We start from the raw sequence: 18,041 nt of genomic DNA, 5'->3' as shown, positions 1-18,041 counted from the left end.
GGCGATTTACGGCCTTGTAGTAGTAACGGAATTAACAAACCACTGCTGGATGTTGCTCATCGCAGAATGCGAGGTATCCAGAATCGGCTGCGGATAGAAGCCAAGCAGTACCAGAAGCACGACCAGCAACAGGATGATAAACAGCTCACGCAGCGACATCCCTGGCAGTTCTACACTGGCAATCTGGCTCTTCGCCTTACCAAAGTAAGCGCGATGCAGCATCGCCAGCGAGTATACAGAGGCAAACACCAGACCAAAGGTCGAGATCACGGTAATGACCGGAACCACCTGGTAGCTGCCGAACAGAATCATAAATTCGCCAACGAAGTTACCTGTACCCGGCATACCCAGCGTACATACTGCGAAGAACATGGACAGCGCAGGCAACCATTTCATTTTGCCCCACAGACCGCCCATCATACGCATGTCACGCGTGTGCAGACGTTCGTACAGCTGACCACACAGGATGAACAGACCGGCTGCGGACAGACCGTGCGCGATCATCTGGATAACCGCGCCCTGGTAAGCCAGTTGGCTGCCGGTGTAGATAGCAATCAGCACGAAGCCCATGTGGGATACGGAGGTGTAGGCAATCAGACGTTTGATGTCGTACTGATTGAAGGCCATCCACGCGCCGTAGAAGATACCGATTACGCCAAGCCACATTGCGATAGGCGCAAACTCCGCCGACGCGTTCGGGAACAGCGGCAGGGAGAAACGCAGCAGACCGTAGGCTGCGGTTTTCAGCAAGATCCCCGCAAGGTCAACGGAACCTGCGGTCGGTGCCTGGGAGTGCGCATCCGGTAACCAGCCATGCAGCGGAACCACCGGCATTTTCACCGCGAAGGCGATGAAGAAGCCCAGCATCAGCAGATATTCCACGCCGTGGGACATCGGGGTGTTCAGCAGCTCTTCATAGTTGAAGGTCCACACGCCGGTCGCTTTATAGTGCACAAACACCAGCGCCAGGATGGCAATCAACATCACCAGACCACTCGCCTGGGTGTAAATGAAGAACTTGGTTGCCGCCGTGATACGCGTTTTACCGTCAGAGGCTTTATGCCCCCACAGCGCGATCAGGAAGTACATCGGCACCAGCATCATTTCCCAGAAGAAGAAGAACAGGAACATGTCGATGGCCAGGAACACGCCGATGACGCCGCCCAGAATCCACATCAGGTTCAGGTGGAAGAAGCCCTGGTATTTTTCGATTTCATTCCAGGAGCAAAGGACCGCCAGAACACCGAGCAGACCGGTCAGCACCACCATCAGCAGCGACAAGCCGTCGATTGCTAAATGGATAGAGATGCCAAAGCGTGGGATCCACGGCAGAACAAACTCAGACTGCCACTGCGGAATACCCGCGGATTGCGTCAGTGAATAGCCGCCCTGCAACCACAGTTGCAGGCCAAGCGCCAGCGTCAGTCCCATGGTAATCAGCGCGATCCAGCGCGGCACCTTCACGCCAAAGCGTTCGGTCTGCCAGCACAGGAAGCCACCGATAAAGGGAATCAATATTAGCCAGGGTAGTAACATGGCGATTTTTATTCCTTTTTAAGGCCTCTGACAGAGGCCTGATTTTCAACGAATTTGGATAAAATTCACTTTACGATCAACGCAGTACCATCAACAGTGCCAGCACAACGACAGCGCCAATGCTCATTGATGCCACATACCAGCGCAGATAACCGTTCTCGCTTAACAGCAGGCCTTTACCTGCAAAGCGGGAAAGGATCGCCGGAATGTTCATCAGGGCGTTAAGCGGATCGCTTTTCAGCAGCCAGGCAACGCCAAGGAACGGCTTAACGAACACTTTGTCGTACAGCCAGTCGAAGCCCCATGCGTTATACCACCAGGTACCCAGCAGGCGGCCCGGCGCACTGTTGGCAATCGACGTCACCAGCGTACGTTTACCCAGCCACAGCCACGCGGCGATCAGGATGCCCGCAATCGCTACGATGCCGGAGGTAATTTCCAGCGTCATGACGCGACCATGCTCAAGTTCGGTCGTTGCAGGCAGTACGCCCTGCAGCGGCGGCACAATCAGCGCGCCAACAAAGGTAGACAGGATCATCAGCACAATCAGCGGCAGATGATGGGTAATCCCCTTCCCGGCGTGAGCGTGAATTTGTTCTTTACCGTGGAACACGATGAAAATCATACGGAAGGTGTACAGCGAGGTCATAAACGCACCGACCAGACCTGCAACCATCAGATTGATATGACCGTTCGCCATCGCACCGGCCAGAATCTCATCCTTACTGAAGAAGCCCGCGGTGATCAGCGGCAGAGCCGACAGCGCCGCGCCACCAATCAGGAAGCAGAGATACACCAGCGGAATAGACTTACGCAGGCCGCCCATCTTGAAGATGTTCTGTTCGTGATGGCAGGCCAGGATAACCGAGCCGGACGCCAGGAACAGCAGCGCTTTAAAGAAGGCGTGCGTCATCAGGTGGAAAATCGCCGCATCCCATGCCTGAACGCCGAGCGCCAGGAACATGTAGCCAATCTGGCTCATGGTGGAGTAAGCGAGAACGCGTTTGATGTCGGTCTGTACCAGCGCGGCAAAACCCGCCAGCACCAGCGTGATTGCACCGATAATCCCCACCAGATGCAGGATTTCCGGGGTCATCAGGAACAGACCGTGGGTACGTGCAATCAGGTAGACACCGGCGGTAACCATCGTCGCGGCGTGGATCAGCGCGGAGACAGGCGTCGGGCCGGCCATCGCATCAGCAAGCCAAGTCTGCAACGGCAGCTGCGCGGATTTACCTACCGCACCACCCAGCAGCATCAGGGTTGCCCACATCAGCATGTTGTTACCCGCTTCGAAGTGCGCAGGTGCCAGTTCGACCATCTCGCGGAAGTTCAACGTGCCCAGCTCGTTGTAGAGGATGAACAGCGCGAAGGCGAGGAACACGTCACCGACACGGGTCACCACGAAGGCTTTCATTGCCGCAGCGCCATTCTTCGGATCGGTGTAATAGAAACCGATCAGCAGATAGGAACACAGGCCCACACCTTCCCAACCGAGGTACATCAGCAGCAGGTTATCCGCCAGTACCAGAACCACCATGCTGGCGATAAACAGGTTGGTGTAAGCGAAGAAACGAGAGTAGCCCTCTTCTCCGCGCATATACCAGGAGGCGAACATGTGGATCAGGAAACCGACGCCGGTTACCACGCTGAGCATAGTCAGCGACAGGCCGTCCAGCACCAGGTTGAAGCCGATGTTGAAGTCACCGACAGACATCCACGTCCACAGCGGCTGGCTGTAGGCTTGTTGACCATTAGCAAAGAAGTCAACGCCAACAAACGCCGTCACCAGCGCAGCCAGGCCAATAGAGCCAACGCCCACGGTAGCGGACAGATTTTCTGACCAACGACCGCGAGAGAATGCCAGCAATACAAAGCCAATAAATGGCAGAATTATGGTTAAGGCAAGCATGTTCATCCACGCATCTCACTTACTGAATCGATGTTCAGGTTCTGGCGACGGCGATGAAGTTGCAGCAACAGCGCAAGTCCAATGCTCGCTTCCGCAGCCGCAAGGCTGATGGCGAGAATGTACATCACCTGACCATCGGTCTGGCCCCAGTAGCTTCCGGCGACCACAAAGGCCAGCGCGGAGGCGTTAATCATGATTTCCAGCCCAATCAGCATAAACAGCAGATTGCGGCGGATAACCAGACCGGTTAAGCCCAGCACGAATAAGACAGCCGCGAGGATCAGTCCATGTTGTAAGGGGATCATGCGTGCTCCTCCGTTTTTCTTTTCGCACGGTCATCGGTGCGATTGCTCAACACTTCACCTGAACGCTCTTCGCGACCAACGTGGAAGGCCACAACCAGGCCCGCCAGCAGCAGCATCGAAGCCAGTTCGACCGCCAGTACATACGGTCCGAACAGGGTAATACCGACTGCTTTCGCGCTAATTGGCGTCCCGTCGATGCCCTGATCGTTAACACCCAGAATGGCGTACACAATCACCACCAGCATGATGGCCGACAGAATCGCCGGACCAATCCACACCTGCGGTTTCAGCCATTGGCGTTCCTGTTCAATTTCAGAGCCACCGAGGTTGAGCATCATTACCACGAACACGAACAGCACCATGATGGCACCCGCGTAGACGATAATTTCCAGCGCACCGGCGAAGTAAGCGCCTAACGAGAAGAACACCCCGGAAATCGCCAGCAGCGAAATAATCAGATACAGCAGTGCGTGTACCGGATTGGTGTGGGTGATCACCCGCAAGGTTGCGAGAATGGCTATCAGGCCACAGATATAAAAAGCGAACTCCATTGCCCCTCTCCTTACGGTAACAGGCTCTTGACGTCGATAGGCTTGGCTTCGTTCTCTGCTTCGCCCTTATCTTTGCCGTCGATTGCCATACCTGCCATCCGGTAGAAGTTATATTCCGGGTATTTGCCCGGACCGGAGATCAGCAGATCCTCTTTCTCGTAAACCAGGTCCTGGCGCTTGTACTCACCCAGCTCGAAATCTGGAGTCAGCTGAATAGCCGTTGTCGGACAGGCTTCTTCGCACAGGCCGCAGAAAATGCAGCGTGAGAAGTTAATGCGGAAAAACTCCGGATACCAGCGGCCGTCTTTGGTCTCGGCTTTTTGCAGAGAGATACAGCCTACCGGACACGCTACCGCACACAGGTTACAGGCAACGCAGCGCTCTTCACCGTCCGGATCGCGGGTCAGAACGATACGACCACGAAAACGGGGCGGTAGATAGACCGGCTCTTCCGGATACATCTGCGTTTCGCGTTTCGCGAACGCATGCAGGCCGATCATCCAGATACTACGTACCTGGGTGCCGAAACCTACGAACAATTCTTTTAAGGTCATGGTCTTTGTGTCCCTTATTGCGCCTGCCACAGAATGACAGCCGCCGTTACCAACAAGTTGACGAGCGTCAGCGGCAGACAGACTTTCCAGCCGAAGGACATTACCTGGTCATAACGAGGACGCGGTAACGACGCACGAATCAAAATGAACATCATCATGAAGAACGCGGTTTTCAGCGCGAACCAGACGAATGGCGGTAAGAACGGGCCATGCCAGCCACCGAAGAACAGGGTAACCATCAGTGCAGAAATGGTGACGATACCGATGTACTCGCCCACGAAGAACAGACCGAATTTCATACCGGAATATTCAATGTGGTAACCGTCGGCCAGTTCCTGCTCGGCTTCTGGCTGGTCAAACGGGTGACGGTGACACACCGCCACGCCCGCGATAGCAAAGGTGACAAAACCAAAGAACTGCGGAATAACGTTCCAGATATCAGCCTGGTTATTGACGATGTCGGTCATGTTGAATGAACCGGCTTGCGCCACCACGCCCATCAGGGACAGTCCGAGGAACACTTCGTAGCTCAGCGTCTGCGCAGAAGCACGCATCGCCCCCAGCAGCGAGTATTTGTTGTTGCTCGACCAACCGGCGAACAGTACCGCGTATACCGCGAGACCAGCCATCATCAGGAAGAACAGGATGCCGATGTTCAGGTCAGCCACGACCCAGTTTGGACTCACCGGCACGATGGCGAAAGCCAGCAGCAGCGAGGTAAAGGCGATCATCGGCGCCAGGGTAAAGATGACACGATCCGAGAATTTTGGGATCCAGTCTTCTTTAAAGAACATCTTGATCATGTCCGCAACCAGTTGGAGCGAACCGCCCCAGCCAACACGGTTCGGTCCGTAACGGTTCTGGAACAGACCCAGCAGACGACGTTCGCCAAAGCTCATGAATGCCCCGCAGGTGACCACCACCAGCAGAATCACCACCGCTTTGAGAATGCTCAGCAGGATCTCAATCAGATCGGGTGTAATCCAACTCATTGCTGTGCCTCCTGCAGATCCTCAAGACGCGCACCTGCCAGAACCGGCGCGATGCCAGGCATACCCATCGGTAAACCAACCTGCCCTGCCGTTAATCCTTCAGCGATTTCAACCGGCAGCGTGACCGTATTGCCATCGTAGCTGAAAGAAACGCGGGTACCGGCATTAACACCCAATTTCGCGGCGTCTGCCGGGTTAAGTTTGATGTACGGCTGCGGCATACGGGTCTGGAAGACCGGCGCACGCTGGGACAATTCGTCGCTGCCAAACAGATGGTAGTACGGCGCGATACGCCACTGACCATCCTGAGCCTCGAAGCTCGCCGGAACGGTAGTGAAGTAATCCATACCGCCAGCAGAGGCTTCAATCAGACGCACGCCCGGATCGCCATGACGCAGTTTACCGCCCACTTCATCCTGGAACTTGTTCCACGCCTGTGGGGAGTTCCAGCCCGGAGCCCAGGCAAAAGGAATTTGTGAACGCGGCGCAGACGGCTGGTTGTTCCCTTCCATCGAGAAGGCGAACATGGTGTCTTTGTCCTGCGGCTGACGTGGTTCATGGACGCTGATGTTGGCGCGCATTGCGGTACGACCGCTGTAGCGGTGCGGCTCACGCGCCAGTTTCTGTCCACGGATACGGAAGCTTGCATCCGGTGCGGCATCTTTGATCCCAGCCAGTTGCGGCAGCTTCTCAACAACCGCGTCGATAACGTGGTCGAGCTGCGTCCAGTCCACTTCCCGGCTCTGCACGGTACTGTGCAGCGAGTGCAGCCAGCGCCAGCTTTCCAGCATCACGGTGTTGCTGTCGTAGTATGACGGGTCATAGACCTGGAAGAAGCGCTGCGCGCGGCCTTCGTTGTTAATCACCGTCCCATCGCTTTCGGCAAAGCTTGCGGCGGAAAGCACCAGATGGGCGTTTTCCATAATTGCCGTGCGCTGATGGTCAACAACCAGTACCAGCGGCGCTTTCGCCAGCGCGGCATTAACACGCGTTGCTGAAGCATGGCGATGCAGGTCATTTTCCAGCACCACGACGGCGTCAGCACGACCTGTTTCCAGCTCGGTCAGCGCGTCGTCAAGAGAACCACCGCCAATCATACCCAGGCCCATGCTGTTAACAGAGCGCGCAATCATGGTGATGCCGACGTCAGCGCCACGACCTTTCAGCGCCTTCGCCACGTTGGCAGCAGCCTGAATCACTTCGGCGCTACCGGCGTTGGTGCCGGAAATAATCAGTGGTTTCTTCGCTCCGGCTAATGCCTGAACGATCACGTCAATTTTGTTCTGCAGGTCACGATCGATACCGTCAACCGCCGGGGCGTTGTTATCCAGCGCGTGGGCGATAGCGAAACCTAAACGCGCCTGATCTTCAACCGGCGCACGGTAGGTCCATGCAGCGATGTCATCCAGACGGGTGTTATCGACGTTAGTCACAAACAGCGGGTGCTTAGCACGCTGGCCAATGTTAAGGATGGCCGCAATCTGCCAGTCGGCCACTTTCTGCGCCGCCGCCATTTCGCGTGCTTTACCTTTCACCGCCTGACGCACCGCCAGTGCAACGCGCGCGCCGGTCTGGGTGACGTCTTCGCCCAGCACCAGAACCGCATCGTAAGACTCGATTTCGCGCAGTGCCGGGGTATGAATACCGCCGTCACGCAGCACGCTCAGCGCCAGCTGCAGACGTTCCTGCTCACCCTGGGCGATACCGGTATAGAAGTTATCCGCCCCGACCAGTTCACGCAGTGCGAAGTTGCTTTCAACGCTGGCGCGCGGGGAGCCGATACCAATCACTTTCTTCGACTGGCGCAGAATATCCGCCGCGCCCTGCATCGCCTGTTCGGCGTTGAGCGTGATCAGGTCATCGCCACGACGCTGTACCGGCTGACGCGGACGGTCTTTCAGGTTCACGTAACCATAGCCAAAACGACCACGGTCGCAGAGGAAGTAGTGGTTAACGGTACCGTTGTAGCGGTTTTCGATACGACGCAGTTCACCATAGCGCTCGCCCGGACTGGTATTACAGCCAATGGAACACTGCTGGCAGATGCTCGGCGCAAACTGCATGTCCCACTTACGGTTGTAGCGCTCGGAGTGCGTTTTATCGGTGAAAACGCCGGTCGGGCAAATCTCGACCAGGTTACCGGAGAATTCGCTTTCCAGCGTACCGTCTTCCGGGCGACCGAAGTAGACGTTGTCATGCGCGCCATACACGCCCAGATCCGCACCATCGGCGTAATCTTTGTAGTAACGTACGCAGCGATAGCAGGCGATGCAGCGGTTCATTTCGTGAGAGATGAACGGCCCCAGATCCTGGTTGCGGTGCGTACGCTTCGTGAAACGAAAGCGACGGAAGCTATGACCGGTCATGACGGTCATATCCTGCAGGTGGCAGTTACCGCCCTCTTCGCAGACCGGACAGTCGTGCGGGTGGTTAGTCATCAACCACTCCACAACGCTTTCGCGGAACTGTTTCGCTTCTTCGTCATCAATTGAAATAAAGGTGCCTTCGGTGGCTGGTGTCATACAAGACATCACCAGGCGACCACGCGTATCTTCCGCGTTTTGATATTGCTTCACCGCACACTGGCGGCAAGCACCGACGCTGCCCAGCGCCGGGTGCCAGCAAAAGTACGGAATATCAAGGCCGAGAGACAGACAAGCTTCCAGCAGGTTGTCCGCTCCGTTGACCTCATATTCTTTGCCGTCTACATGAATCGTAGCCATAGTCAGCATGCTTCCAGTTGGCTTAGTCAGTGACTAAGCGTTAATCGAATTACTTATCGCGATGCAGGGGTTAACCTGCAATTACCAGCGCTCTTTCAGCAGGTTCGGCTGAATACCACCAATAGCGTGGGTATTGCTGAAGGTCTGCTTGATGCCAGCTTCGAATTCTTCGCGGAAATATTTAATGGCGCTCTGTAGCGGCTCCACCGCGCCCGGTGCGTGTGCACAGAAGGTTTTACCCGGGCCGAGGAAACGACACAGTTGCTCAAGTGTCTCGATATCCCCAGGCTGGCCTTCGCCACGCTCCAGCGCACGCAGAATTTTTACGCTCCACGGCAGACCGTCACGGCACGGCGTACACCAGCCGCAGGACTCGCGGGCAAAGAACTCTTCGAGGTTACGCACCAGCGGTACCATGCCAATCTCGTGGTCAACGGCCATTGCCAGCGCGGTACCCAGACGGCTGCCCGCTTTACCGATGCTTTCGAACTCCATCGGCAGGTCGAGATGCGCTTCGGTCAGGAAGTCAGTTCCCGCGCCGCCCGGCTGCCAGGCCTTGAATTTCAGGCCATCACGCATACCGCCCGCGTAGTCTTCGAGGATCTCACGCGCGGTGGTGCCAAACGGCAGTTCCCACAGGCCAGGGTTCTTCACGCGACCGGAGAAGCCCATCAGCTTGGTGCCCGCATCTTTGCTCTTCGAGATGTTCTGGTACCACTCCACGCCGTTGGCGAGGATTGCCGGTACGTTACACAGCGTTTCGACGTTGTTTACGCAGGTCGGCTTACCCCATGCGCCAGAGCTTGCCGGGAACGGCGGCTTGGAGCGCGGGTTAGCGCGACGACCTTCGAGGGAGTTAATCAGCGCGGTTTCTTCACCGCAGATGTAACGCCCTGCCCCGGTGTGGACAAACAGTTCGAAGTCGAAACCGGTGCCCATGATGTTTTTGCCAAGCAGGCCGGCTTCGGTGGCTTCGGCGATCGCACGGCGCAGATGCACAGCCGCCTCGATATATTCACCGCGCAGGAAGATGTAACCACGGTATGCTTTCAGCGCAAACGCGGAAATCAGCATGCCTTCCACCAGCAGGTGCGGCAGCTGTTCCATCAGCAGGCGGTCTTTATAGGTGCCCGGTTCCATTTCATCGGCGTTACACAGCAGGTAACGGATGTTCATGGATTCGTCTTTCGGCATCAGGCTCCACTTCAGACCGGTGGAAAAGCCCGCGCCGCCGCGCCCTTTCAGGCCAGCGTCTTTTACCTGATTGACGATTTCGTCCGGTGACAGGCCGGTCAGGGCCTTACGCGCACCTTCGTAACCGTTTTTGCTACGGTATTCGTCCAGCCAGACCGGCTGTTTGTCATCACGCAGACGCCAGGTCAGCGGATGTGTTTCGGGAGTACGGATAATGTCTTTCATTTATACCGCTCCAGCAGTTCAGGAATGCCTTCCGGGGTCAGGTGAGCATGAGTATCGTCATCGATCATCATGTTCGGCCCTTTATCGCAGTTCCCCAGGCAGCAGGTCGGCAGCAGCGTAAAGCGACCGTCAAAGGTCGTCTGCCCCGGCTTGATGTTGAGTTTTTTCTCCAGCGCCGCCTGGATCCCCTGATAACCGTTGATATGGCACACCACGCTGTCGCAATAGCGGATCACGTGGCGACCTACCGGCTGGCGGAAGATCTGGCTATAGAACGTGGCAACACCTTCTACGTCGCTCGCCGGGATACCCAGCACATCCGCGATCGCATAGATCGCCCCATCCGGCACCCAGCCACGCTGCTTCTGAACGATTTTCAGCGCTTCAATGGACGCCGCACGCGGGTCTTCGTAGTGGTGCTTCTCGTGCTCAATCGCTTCACGCTCAGCCGCACTCAGCTCAAAAGCCTCGGTTTGTGGTTGTTGATTCTCGTGCATAATTAGCGGTCCACATCTGACATAACAAAATCAATACTACCCAGATGGACGATAAGGTCGGACACCAGGCTGCCGCGTACCGCTACCGGGATCTGCTGCAGGTGCGCATAGCTCGGGGTACGGATACGAGTACGGTAACTCATGGTGCTGCCATCGCTGGTCAGGTAGTAACTGTTGATACCCTTGGTCGCTTCCACCATCTGGAAGGACTCGTTTGCCGGCATAACCGGTCCCCACGAAACCTGCAGGAAGTGGGTGATCAGGGTTTCGATATGTTGCAGCGTGCGCTCTTTCGGCGGCGGCGTAGTCAGCGGGTGATCCGCTTTGAACGGGCCTTCCGGCATGTTGTTGAGGCACTGCTCAAGGATGCGCAGACTCTGGCGCAGCTCTTCAACTTTCAGCATTACGCGGGTATAGCAGTCGGACACGCCACCGCCAACCGGAACTTCAAAGTCAAAGTTTTCGTAGCCAGAGTATGGACGGGCTTTACGCACGTCGAAATCAATACCGGTCGCACGCAGCGCAGCACCGGTACAACCCCAGTCCAGCGCTTCTTTCTTGCCATAGGCGGCAACGCCCTGGGAACGACCTTTCAGGATGGTGTTACGCAGTGCGGCTTTCTCGTAGGAATCCAGACGTTTTGGCATCCAGTCGAGGAAGTCACGCAGCAGTTTGTCCCAGCCGCGCGGCAGATCGTGTGCGACACCGCCGATACGGAACCAGGCCGGGTGCATACGGAAACCGGTAATCGCTTCTACGACGTCATAGATTTTCTGACGGTCGGTAAAGGCGAAAAAGACCGGCGTCATCGCGCCGACGTCCTGAATAAACGTGGAGATGTACAGCAGGTGGCTGTTGATGCGGAACAGTTCAGACAACATCACGCGAATCACGTTGACGCGATCCGGCGTGGTGATGCCCGCCAGTTTCTCAACGGCCAGCACGTAAGGCATTTCGTTGACGCAGCCGCCGAGGTATTCGATACGGTCAGTGTACGGAATGTAGCTGTGCCAGGACTGACGTTCACCCATCTTTTCAGCGCCACGGTGGTGGTAGCCGATGTCAGGTACACAGTCGACGATTTCTTCGCCATCAAGCTGCAGCACAATACGGAACGCACCGTGAGAAGACGGGTGGTTAGGACCGAGGTTGAGGAACATGAAGTCCTCGTTTTCGGTGCTACGCTTCATGCCCCAATCTTCCGGTTTGAAGGTCAGCGATTCCATTTCCAGATCCTGTTTGGCTTTGGTCAGCTCAAACGGATCGAATTCGGTCGCACGCGCCGGGTAGTCTTTACGCAGCGGGTGGCCTTGCCAGGTATGCGGCATCAGCAGGCGCGTCAGGTGCGGGTGACCTTCGATATCAATGCCAAACATTTCCCAGGTTTCACGCTCATACCAGTTGGCGTTCGGGAACAGTTTGGTGAACGTCGGTACGCGCAGATCGTTTTCAGACAAAGCCACCTTGAGCATGATATCGCGATTGCGTTCAATGGAAATCAGGTGATAGAAAACGGAAAAATCCGCGGCAGGTAACCCTTCGCGGTGCGTACGCAGACGTTCGTCCATGCCGTGTAAGTCAAACAGCATGACGTAAGGTTTTGGCAGTCTCTTTAAGAAATCGCCAACTTCCAGTAATTGTTCACGCTTGACCCAAACAACGGGTACCCCGGTGCGAGTCGCCTGAACGGTAAAGGCATCCGGCCCAAAATGGTTGCGCAGTTCGCCAATGACCGGGTCATCAAGGTGATCCCGTGTTTGCCATACAGCGTCTTGCGCGGTTAAGTCGGTCATATTGTTCACCATTGCAAATGGTCCGTGGTAGTCGGCAGTGCTTCGCGCTATTTATGTAGTGATAAGCGAAGGAAGGGCTGCTGCCGACAGGCGCAAATTAAATCTCGTCTGGTGTACGAAGATTCGTTACAGCAATACGTTCGCCGCGTTTACGCTCGCGTTCTGACTGCATATTGGCGCGATAAACGCCCTGATCGCCAACCACCCAGGAGAGCGGACGGCGTTCTTTGCCAATGGAGTCCTGCAGCAGCATCAGAGCCTGCATATACGCTTCTGGACGCGGCGGGCATCCCGGGATGTACACATCGACCGGAATAAATTTATCAACGCCCTGCACCACAGAATAGATGTCGTACATACCGCCGGAGTTGGCGCATGCGCCCATGGAAATAACCCATTTTGGTTCCAGCATCTGATCGTAGAGGCGCTGAATAACCGGTGCCATTTTGGTAAAGCAGGTTCCAGCCACGACCATCAGGTCAGCCTGACGCGGCGAGGCGCGCAGTACTTCCGCACCAAAACGGGCCACATCGTGCACGGCGGTAAACGAGGTCACCATCTCAACGTAGCAGCAGGAAAGGCCAAAGTTATATGGCCAAATTGAGTTTTTACGGCCCCAGTTAACCATGTCATGGAGCTTGCCCATGAACACGTTTTTATTAACTTCTTGCTCCAGGGGGTCGGTTACGATCTCCTGTTTTTGCAGGGGGTAACGGTCGTTCTCACCGTTAGGATCTATGCGGGTGAGCGTATAATCCATCTTAATGCCTCGCGGTTAGCGTTGACGATTAGCGATACTGTTCGTTTCCGGGTTCATACGCTCGCGGCGTGAACGCGCGGGCGTCCAGTCCAGCGCGCCAATACGCACCAGATAAACCAGACCAGCCAGTAACACAAAAATAAAAATTGCAGCTTCCACAAAGCCAATCCAACCGCTTTCACGGATAGATGTTGACCATGCGAACAGATACAGCGCTTCAACGTCGAAGATAACGAAGAACATGGCTACCAGATAAAACTTGGCAGACAGGCGCAAGCGGGCGGTGCCGACCGAGTCGATACCTGATTCAAACGGCACGTTTTTAGATCTCGCGCGCGCGCGACCACCTAAAAACCAGCCGCCGACGAGCATCAGGCAGCACAGGCCAATGGCGACAATAAGAAAGATAGCGAATGCCCAGTGATGAGCGATGATTTCAGTGGATGTTGACATACTCATTGCTTACTCATCAAAAGTAGCGCCAAATTCTCTGCTCTTTTCGGCAGATGAACGCCACATCGATTCATGGGGAGGAATAAAAAAAACCTTACAATCACTGTAGAAAACCAATTTATACAGCCAATTGATGGGGTTTTTTACTCCTTTCTATAACCTTTTGTCAACTTTAACAAAAGTTTCCTCACATTATTTTACACTGTTCCAACGTCATTAACATAAAGTGCTGTTTAGACCCATTTCGATCGCATCATCGGTCTTTTTTAATGTTGTTGAATCGTGTCCGTAGTGAAGTAAAAAAGATAATACACGTCTATTTTGACAGGAATTCACACTAATGCCTCCCCCTAAATGGGAGTATTTTCTTGATCTGTGACACGCTTTTGTTAATTCACCATAAAAAACAGCAACAATTTCTCTAGTTTTTTAACATGGAAACAATTAACACCTCTGCTGATTATTTTTCACCCTATTTGCAGGCTGTTTTTTTACCCACTGATTTTGTTAAGTTTTAGTATAGCAAATGACATAAACCAATGTTATTTGCATAAAAAAAGAGCCGCTGAATGTTTTTTCATCATTAGCGGCTCTTTTTTTACACTTACATTTTAAAACGTTTTTTGTGACGCGTTACTCGAAGTCGCCTTCAACAAGGAGCGAATCATCTCCCCCTTCGGGGGTAAACTGATTGTATTGCCAAGGATTTTGATAAGTCTGCATCGAGTTAAAGATAACCTGAGCTAATTCATTTTTCGTAGTCGGATCGCAGCACAACAGATACTCTGTATCAGGCAATGGCGGTAATCCGTCCGCCGCGCCCAGTACGCGCAAATCAGGACTCATCATTTCAACGGGACGCGCAGTGACGCCCAGACCTGCTTTGACCGCAGCACGAACCGCAGGCAATGTTGACGCAACATAGGCTAAGCGCCACGGGATCTGCGCAGCATTCAGCGTTGCCAACACCATATCGCGGAACGGGCTCGGATCGTCCAACAAAACCAACGGGACCGGCTCACCTTTTTGCAGGATATATTCGGCCGCACAATACCAGTGCGTCGGTGAAGTGCGCAGATTCAGACATTCAAAATCGCCCGGACGGTTAGTCGTTACCACCAAATCCACTTCTTGCGACTTCAGCATATCCACCATATAGGCGTTGCGCTTGACCCTCACATCCAATGCAAGCTTCGGATAAACCGAGCTTATACGGTTGAGCAGGAAAGGCAGTATAGTATCGGCAGATTCATCAGAAGCTCCGATAGTTAACACTCCCTGAAGATTGTTAAACATTAATGATGAGCATGCCTCATCATTAAAACGCAAGATTTTTCTGGCGTAACCCAACAGCTGTATACCATGTTCGGTCAGCAGTTTGTTGCGTCCATGGCGCGCGAACAACTCTTTCCCCACGAGTTGCTCAAGACGCTGCATTTGCTGACTCACCGCAGACTGAGTGCGACATACCGCAGCTGCCGCAGCCGCGAAGGTATTCAGGTCGGCAACAGCAACGAAGGTTCTCAGCAGATCGAGGTCGAGGTTAATTATCGGACGATTTGCATTTATCATAGTTTTTCACTTACTCGCGGGTCATACCGGGTTAATGCTGTGCATTCAGAATCAAACAACTCCATTTGTTATCTGCCTTCCTTGCAGTTTCGCTTAGTGTAACCAAGTGAAAATAAGGATGTATTTGGTTTAACAAACGAAACAATTCTCTTTCTACGCTATATAATAACCGTGACACTCATCGGAATATAGCAACGAGAAAGGGCCATATTTTTAGCTGCTGGATGATTCTGACTAATGGAAAACATGTAAATTTTGTAAATTTAAAAAAAGTTAACGAACAATAATTTACACATTAAAAACTAACTTTTCAGTACGTTAGGAACAACCAACAAACATTTGAATTATCGTAAAATTCTTACTACGCACCATTTCATGAGACTTATCTTAACCTAAAACCACTATATTTATAAGTGTTATCGCGAATAATTCGAGGTAACAAGGCGTTATGTCAGAGCTGCGGTTTTCGTATTATTAGGCCATTCAATTTAATGCGATTTAAATATTAAATAATAATTAATTAAGAATCCCTCAATTCATTAATTATGCTTAACAATGAATTCACACCGTACCACGCACGGATCAGGCCGATAACAGCCCTCGCAGATAAAACCTCAGTATTTTCGAATGACGTCATACCGCTTAAGTATCGGTTACCTATTGCTTTCCAGACTTAAGTTTTTTTGACCAGACAAACCACCACACCAAAACCCAACGAGCAAAACACACAACCTATAAAATACATTTTCTTAGATTATTATTCTGTGATAATTGATTTATTTAGATATTAACAGTTAATTATAACTTCATAGATTTTCAAAATCTTCTACCAAAGACCCTTCAAAACTTACCGTCGTGGGAGTACATTGTGCTGGGCTGACTTCCATGGCAGGGAGTGGCATTCACAGCTAAAAAGGTCAACGTTCATGTCCCCCATTGAAAAATCCAGCAAATTAGAAAACGTCTGTTATGACATTCGCGGCCCGGTTCTGAAGGAAGCAAAGCGCCTGGAAGAAGAAGGCAATAAAGTTCTGAAACTGAACATCGGCAACCCAGCGCCATTTGGGTTTGAAGCGCCAGATGAAATTCTGGTTGATGTGATCCGCAATTTGCCAACAGCGCAAGGATATTGCGACTCAAAAGGTCTTTATTCAGCCCGTAAAGCGATCATGCAGCATTACCAGGCCCGCGGGATGCGCGATGTAACCGTGGAAGATATCTATATCGGTAATGGCGTTTCCGAATTGATTGTGCAGGCGATGCAGGCATTGCTGAACAGTGGGGACGAGATGCTCGTTCCGGCACCTGATTACCCGCTGTGGACGGCGGCGGTATCGCTCTCCGGCGGTAATGCCGTGCACTACCTGTGTGACGAATCATCTGACTGGTTCCCGGATCTGGACGACATTCGCGCCAAAATTACCCCGCGTACGCGTGGGATCGTCATCATTAACCCCAACAACCCAACCGGCGCTGTTTATTCCAAAGAGCTGCTGATGGAGATTGTTGAAATTGCTCGCCAGAACAATCTCATCATTTTTGCGGATGAGATTTACGACAAAATTCTCTACGATGATGCTGAACACCACTCGATCGCCGCAATGGCTCCGGACCTGCTGACTATCACCTTCAACGGCCTGTCAAAAACCTATCGCGTTGCCGGTTTCCGTCAGGGCTGGATGGTGCTGAATGGGCCGAAGAAACATGCCAAAGGGTACATCGAAGGTCTTGAGATGCTGGCCTCGATGCGCTTATGCGCCAACGTTCCGGCGCAACATGCGATTCAGACCGCACTGGGCGGATACCAGAGCATCAGTGAATTTATCATGCCTGGCGGGCGCCTGTATGAACAACGCAACCGTGCCTGGGAGTTACTCAATGATATTCCCGGCGTCTCCTGTGTGAAACCGCGCGGCGCGCTGTATATGTTCCCGAAAATCGACGCTAAACGCTTCAACATTCATGACGACCAGAAAATGGTGCTCGACTTCCTGTTGCAGGAAAAAGTGCTGCTGGTTCAGGGGACGGCGTTCAACTGGCCGTGGCCGGATCATTTCCGCATCGTCACGCTCCCGCGCATTGACGATATCGAAATGTCGCTGAGTAAATTTGAGCGCTTCCTGTCAGGGTATCATCAACTTTAATTAAACACGGGCTGTTGGATCAGTATGACGAGTATTTGCATCTGACAGCCTTCTCTGCGCACAATGACTCTCAGGTTGCCATCATATAAGGGTCGTTATGAAGCAGAGCCATTTTTTTGCCCACCTCTCCCGCTTAAAGCTCATTAACCGCTGGCCGCTCATGCGCAACGTGCGCACCGAAAATGTGTCCGAGCATAGTTTGCAAGTTGCCATGGTCGCCCATGCGCTGGCGGCGATCAAAAACCGTAAATTTGATGGTCAGCTTAATGCAGAGCGCATTGCCCTGTTGGCAATGTACCATGACGCTTCAGAGGTACTGACCGGTGACCTCCCTACCCCGGTAAAATACTTCAACTCGCAAATAGCCCAGGAATATAAAGCGATAGAGAAAATTGCCCAGCAAAAGCTGGTCGATATGGTTCCCGACGAGTTGCGCGATATTTTTGCTCCGCTGATTGATGAACATGCTTACAGCGAAGAAGAGAAATCTATCGTCAAACAGGCCGATGCGCTGTGCGCCTATCTGAAGTGTCTGGAGGAACTTTCGGCGGGCAATAATGAGTTCTTGTTGGCGAAAACGAGACTGGAAAAAACGCTGGAGTCGCGGCGCAGCGAAGAGATGGACTACTTTATGGACGTATTTGTCCCGAGCTTCCATCTTTCTCTGGATGAAATTAGCCAGGATTCACCGCTTTAAACGATTTTGCCGGATGGCGGCGAGCGTCTTATCCGGCCTACAAGTCGCGTGATATCCGTAGATACTGTTATTGCCTGCAAGCCTTTTCACGTTTCGCGGTTACGGATTGCAGGCACGACCAGTCACAGCGCCG

The 18,041-nt window shown here is 53.3% G+C and carries 15 protein-coding genes; 2 read left to right on the top strand and 13 right to left on the bottom strand.

Annotated elements, in window-relative coordinates:
* Positions 1 to 6 precede the first annotated feature (6 nt).
* The 13 genes from nuoM to lrhA all read right to left on the bottom strand — a co-directional run bounded on the left by nuoM (position 7) and on the right by lrhA (position 15,067).
* Positions 7 to 1,536, bottom strand: coding sequence for an NADH-quinone oxidoreductase subunit M (gene nuoM / locus ACVXHP_RS23135; RefSeq protein ID WP_003027692.1), 1,530 nt, complete (start codon positions 1,534 to 1,536; stop codon positions 7 to 9).
* A gap of 76 nt (positions 1,537 to 1,612) precedes the next feature.
* The gene (nuoL, locus tag ACVXHP_RS23130; protein ID WP_200005659.1) at positions 1,613 to 3,454 is read right to left on the bottom strand and encodes an NADH-quinone oxidoreductase subunit L; all 1,842 of its coding nucleotides are present in this window, start codon (positions 3,452 to 3,454) and stop codon (positions 1,613 to 1,615) included.
* A complete protein-coding gene (nuoK, locus tag ACVXHP_RS23125; RefSeq protein WP_006683663.1) occupies positions 3,451 to 3,753 on the bottom strand; it encodes an NADH-quinone oxidoreductase subunit NuoK in 303 nt (100 codons plus the stop codon). The genes nuoL and nuoK overlap by 4 nt, the downstream gene beginning before the upstream one ends.
* The gene (gene nuoJ / locus ACVXHP_RS23120; protein WP_042307097.1) at positions 3,750 to 4,304 is read right to left on the bottom strand and encodes an NADH-quinone oxidoreductase subunit J; all 555 of its coding nucleotides are present in this window, start codon (positions 4,302 to 4,304) and stop codon (positions 3,750 to 3,752) included. The genes nuoK and nuoJ overlap by 4 nt, the downstream gene beginning before the upstream one ends.
* A gap of 11 nt (positions 4,305 to 4,315) precedes the next feature.
* Positions 4,316 to 4,858: an NADH-quinone oxidoreductase subunit NuoI gene (gene nuoI / locus ACVXHP_RS23115; RefSeq protein WP_003028062.1), complete on the bottom strand. Its 543-nt coding sequence runs from the start codon at positions 4,856 to 4,858 to the stop codon at positions 4,316 to 4,318.
* 14 nt (positions 4,859 to 4,872) lie between these two features.
* Positions 4,873 to 5,850: an NADH-quinone oxidoreductase subunit NuoH gene (gene nuoH, locus ACVXHP_RS23110; RefSeq protein WP_003028063.1), complete on the bottom strand. Its 978-nt coding sequence runs from the start codon at positions 5,848 to 5,850 to the stop codon at positions 4,873 to 4,875.
* A complete protein-coding gene (gene nuoG / locus ACVXHP_RS23105; protein ID WP_447572238.1) occupies positions 5,847 to 8,573 on the bottom strand; it encodes an NADH-quinone oxidoreductase subunit NuoG in 2,727 nt (908 codons plus the stop codon). Before nuoG ends, nuoH begins: the two co-directional genes overlap by 4 nt.
* A gap of 81 nt (positions 8,574 to 8,654) precedes the next feature.
* Entirely contained in the window at positions 8,655 to 9,992 is a 1,338-nt protein-coding gene (nuoF, locus tag ACVXHP_RS23100; protein ID WP_003839356.1) for an NADH-quinone oxidoreductase subunit NuoF, read from the bottom strand.
* Positions 9,989 to 10,489 (bottom strand): NADH-quinone oxidoreductase subunit NuoE, encoded by a 501-nt coding sequence (nuoE, locus tag ACVXHP_RS23095; RefSeq protein ID WP_006683660.1) that lies wholly within the window; start codon positions 10,487 to 10,489, stop codon positions 9,989 to 9,991. Before nuoE ends, nuoF begins: the two co-directional genes overlap by 4 nt.
* Positions 10,490 to 10,491: 2 nt before the next feature.
* Positions 10,492 to 12,294, bottom strand: coding sequence for an NADH-quinone oxidoreductase subunit C/D (gene nuoC, locus ACVXHP_RS23090; protein ID WP_447572237.1), 1,803 nt, complete (start codon positions 12,292 to 12,294; stop codon positions 10,492 to 10,494).
* A gap of 85 nt (positions 12,295 to 12,379) precedes the next feature.
* Complete coding sequence (nuoB, locus tag ACVXHP_RS23085) at positions 12,380 to 13,042, bottom strand: NADH-quinone oxidoreductase subunit NuoB (protein WP_003028075.1); 663 nt, start codon at positions 13,040 to 13,042, stop codon at positions 12,380 to 12,382.
* 15 nt (positions 13,043 to 13,057) lie between these two features.
* The gene (nuoA, locus tag ACVXHP_RS23080) at positions 13,058 to 13,501 is read right to left on the bottom strand and encodes an NADH-quinone oxidoreductase subunit NuoA (RefSeq protein ID WP_003028077.1); all 444 of its coding nucleotides are present in this window, start codon (positions 13,499 to 13,501) and stop codon (positions 13,058 to 13,060) included.
* Positions 13,502 to 14,128: 627 nt separating this feature from the next.
* Positions 14,129 to 15,067 carry a transcriptional regulator LrhA gene (gene lrhA / locus ACVXHP_RS23075; protein WP_200005655.1) on the bottom strand — a complete coding sequence of 313 codons (939 nt, stop codon included), beginning with the start codon at positions 15,065 to 15,067 and terminating at the stop codon, positions 14,129 to 14,131.
* 926 nt (positions 15,068 to 15,993) lie between these two features.
* Between lrhA and alaA the strand changes: the two genes are divergently transcribed.
* Together alaA and yfbR are read left to right on the top strand one after the other, a co-directional pair.
* Positions 15,994 to 17,211 (top strand): alanine transaminase AlaA, encoded by a 1,218-nt coding sequence (alaA, locus tag ACVXHP_RS23070; RefSeq protein WP_005129483.1) that lies wholly within the window; start codon positions 15,994 to 15,996, stop codon positions 17,209 to 17,211.
* Between the two features lie 97 nt (positions 17,212 to 17,308).
* Positions 17,309 to 17,908, top strand: a complete 600-nt coding sequence (gene yfbR / locus ACVXHP_RS23065) for a 5'-deoxynucleotidase (RefSeq protein WP_447572236.1) — start codon at positions 17,309 to 17,311, stop codon at positions 17,906 to 17,908.
* The last annotated feature ends 133 nt before the right edge of the window (positions 17,909 to 18,041 follow it).

It is taken from the genome of Citrobacter freundii complex sp. 2025EL-00176 (assembly GCF_053309355.1).
The sequence above is the reverse complement of the archived record's forward strand: the minus strand, read 5'-3'. Positions and strand labels throughout refer to the sequence as shown.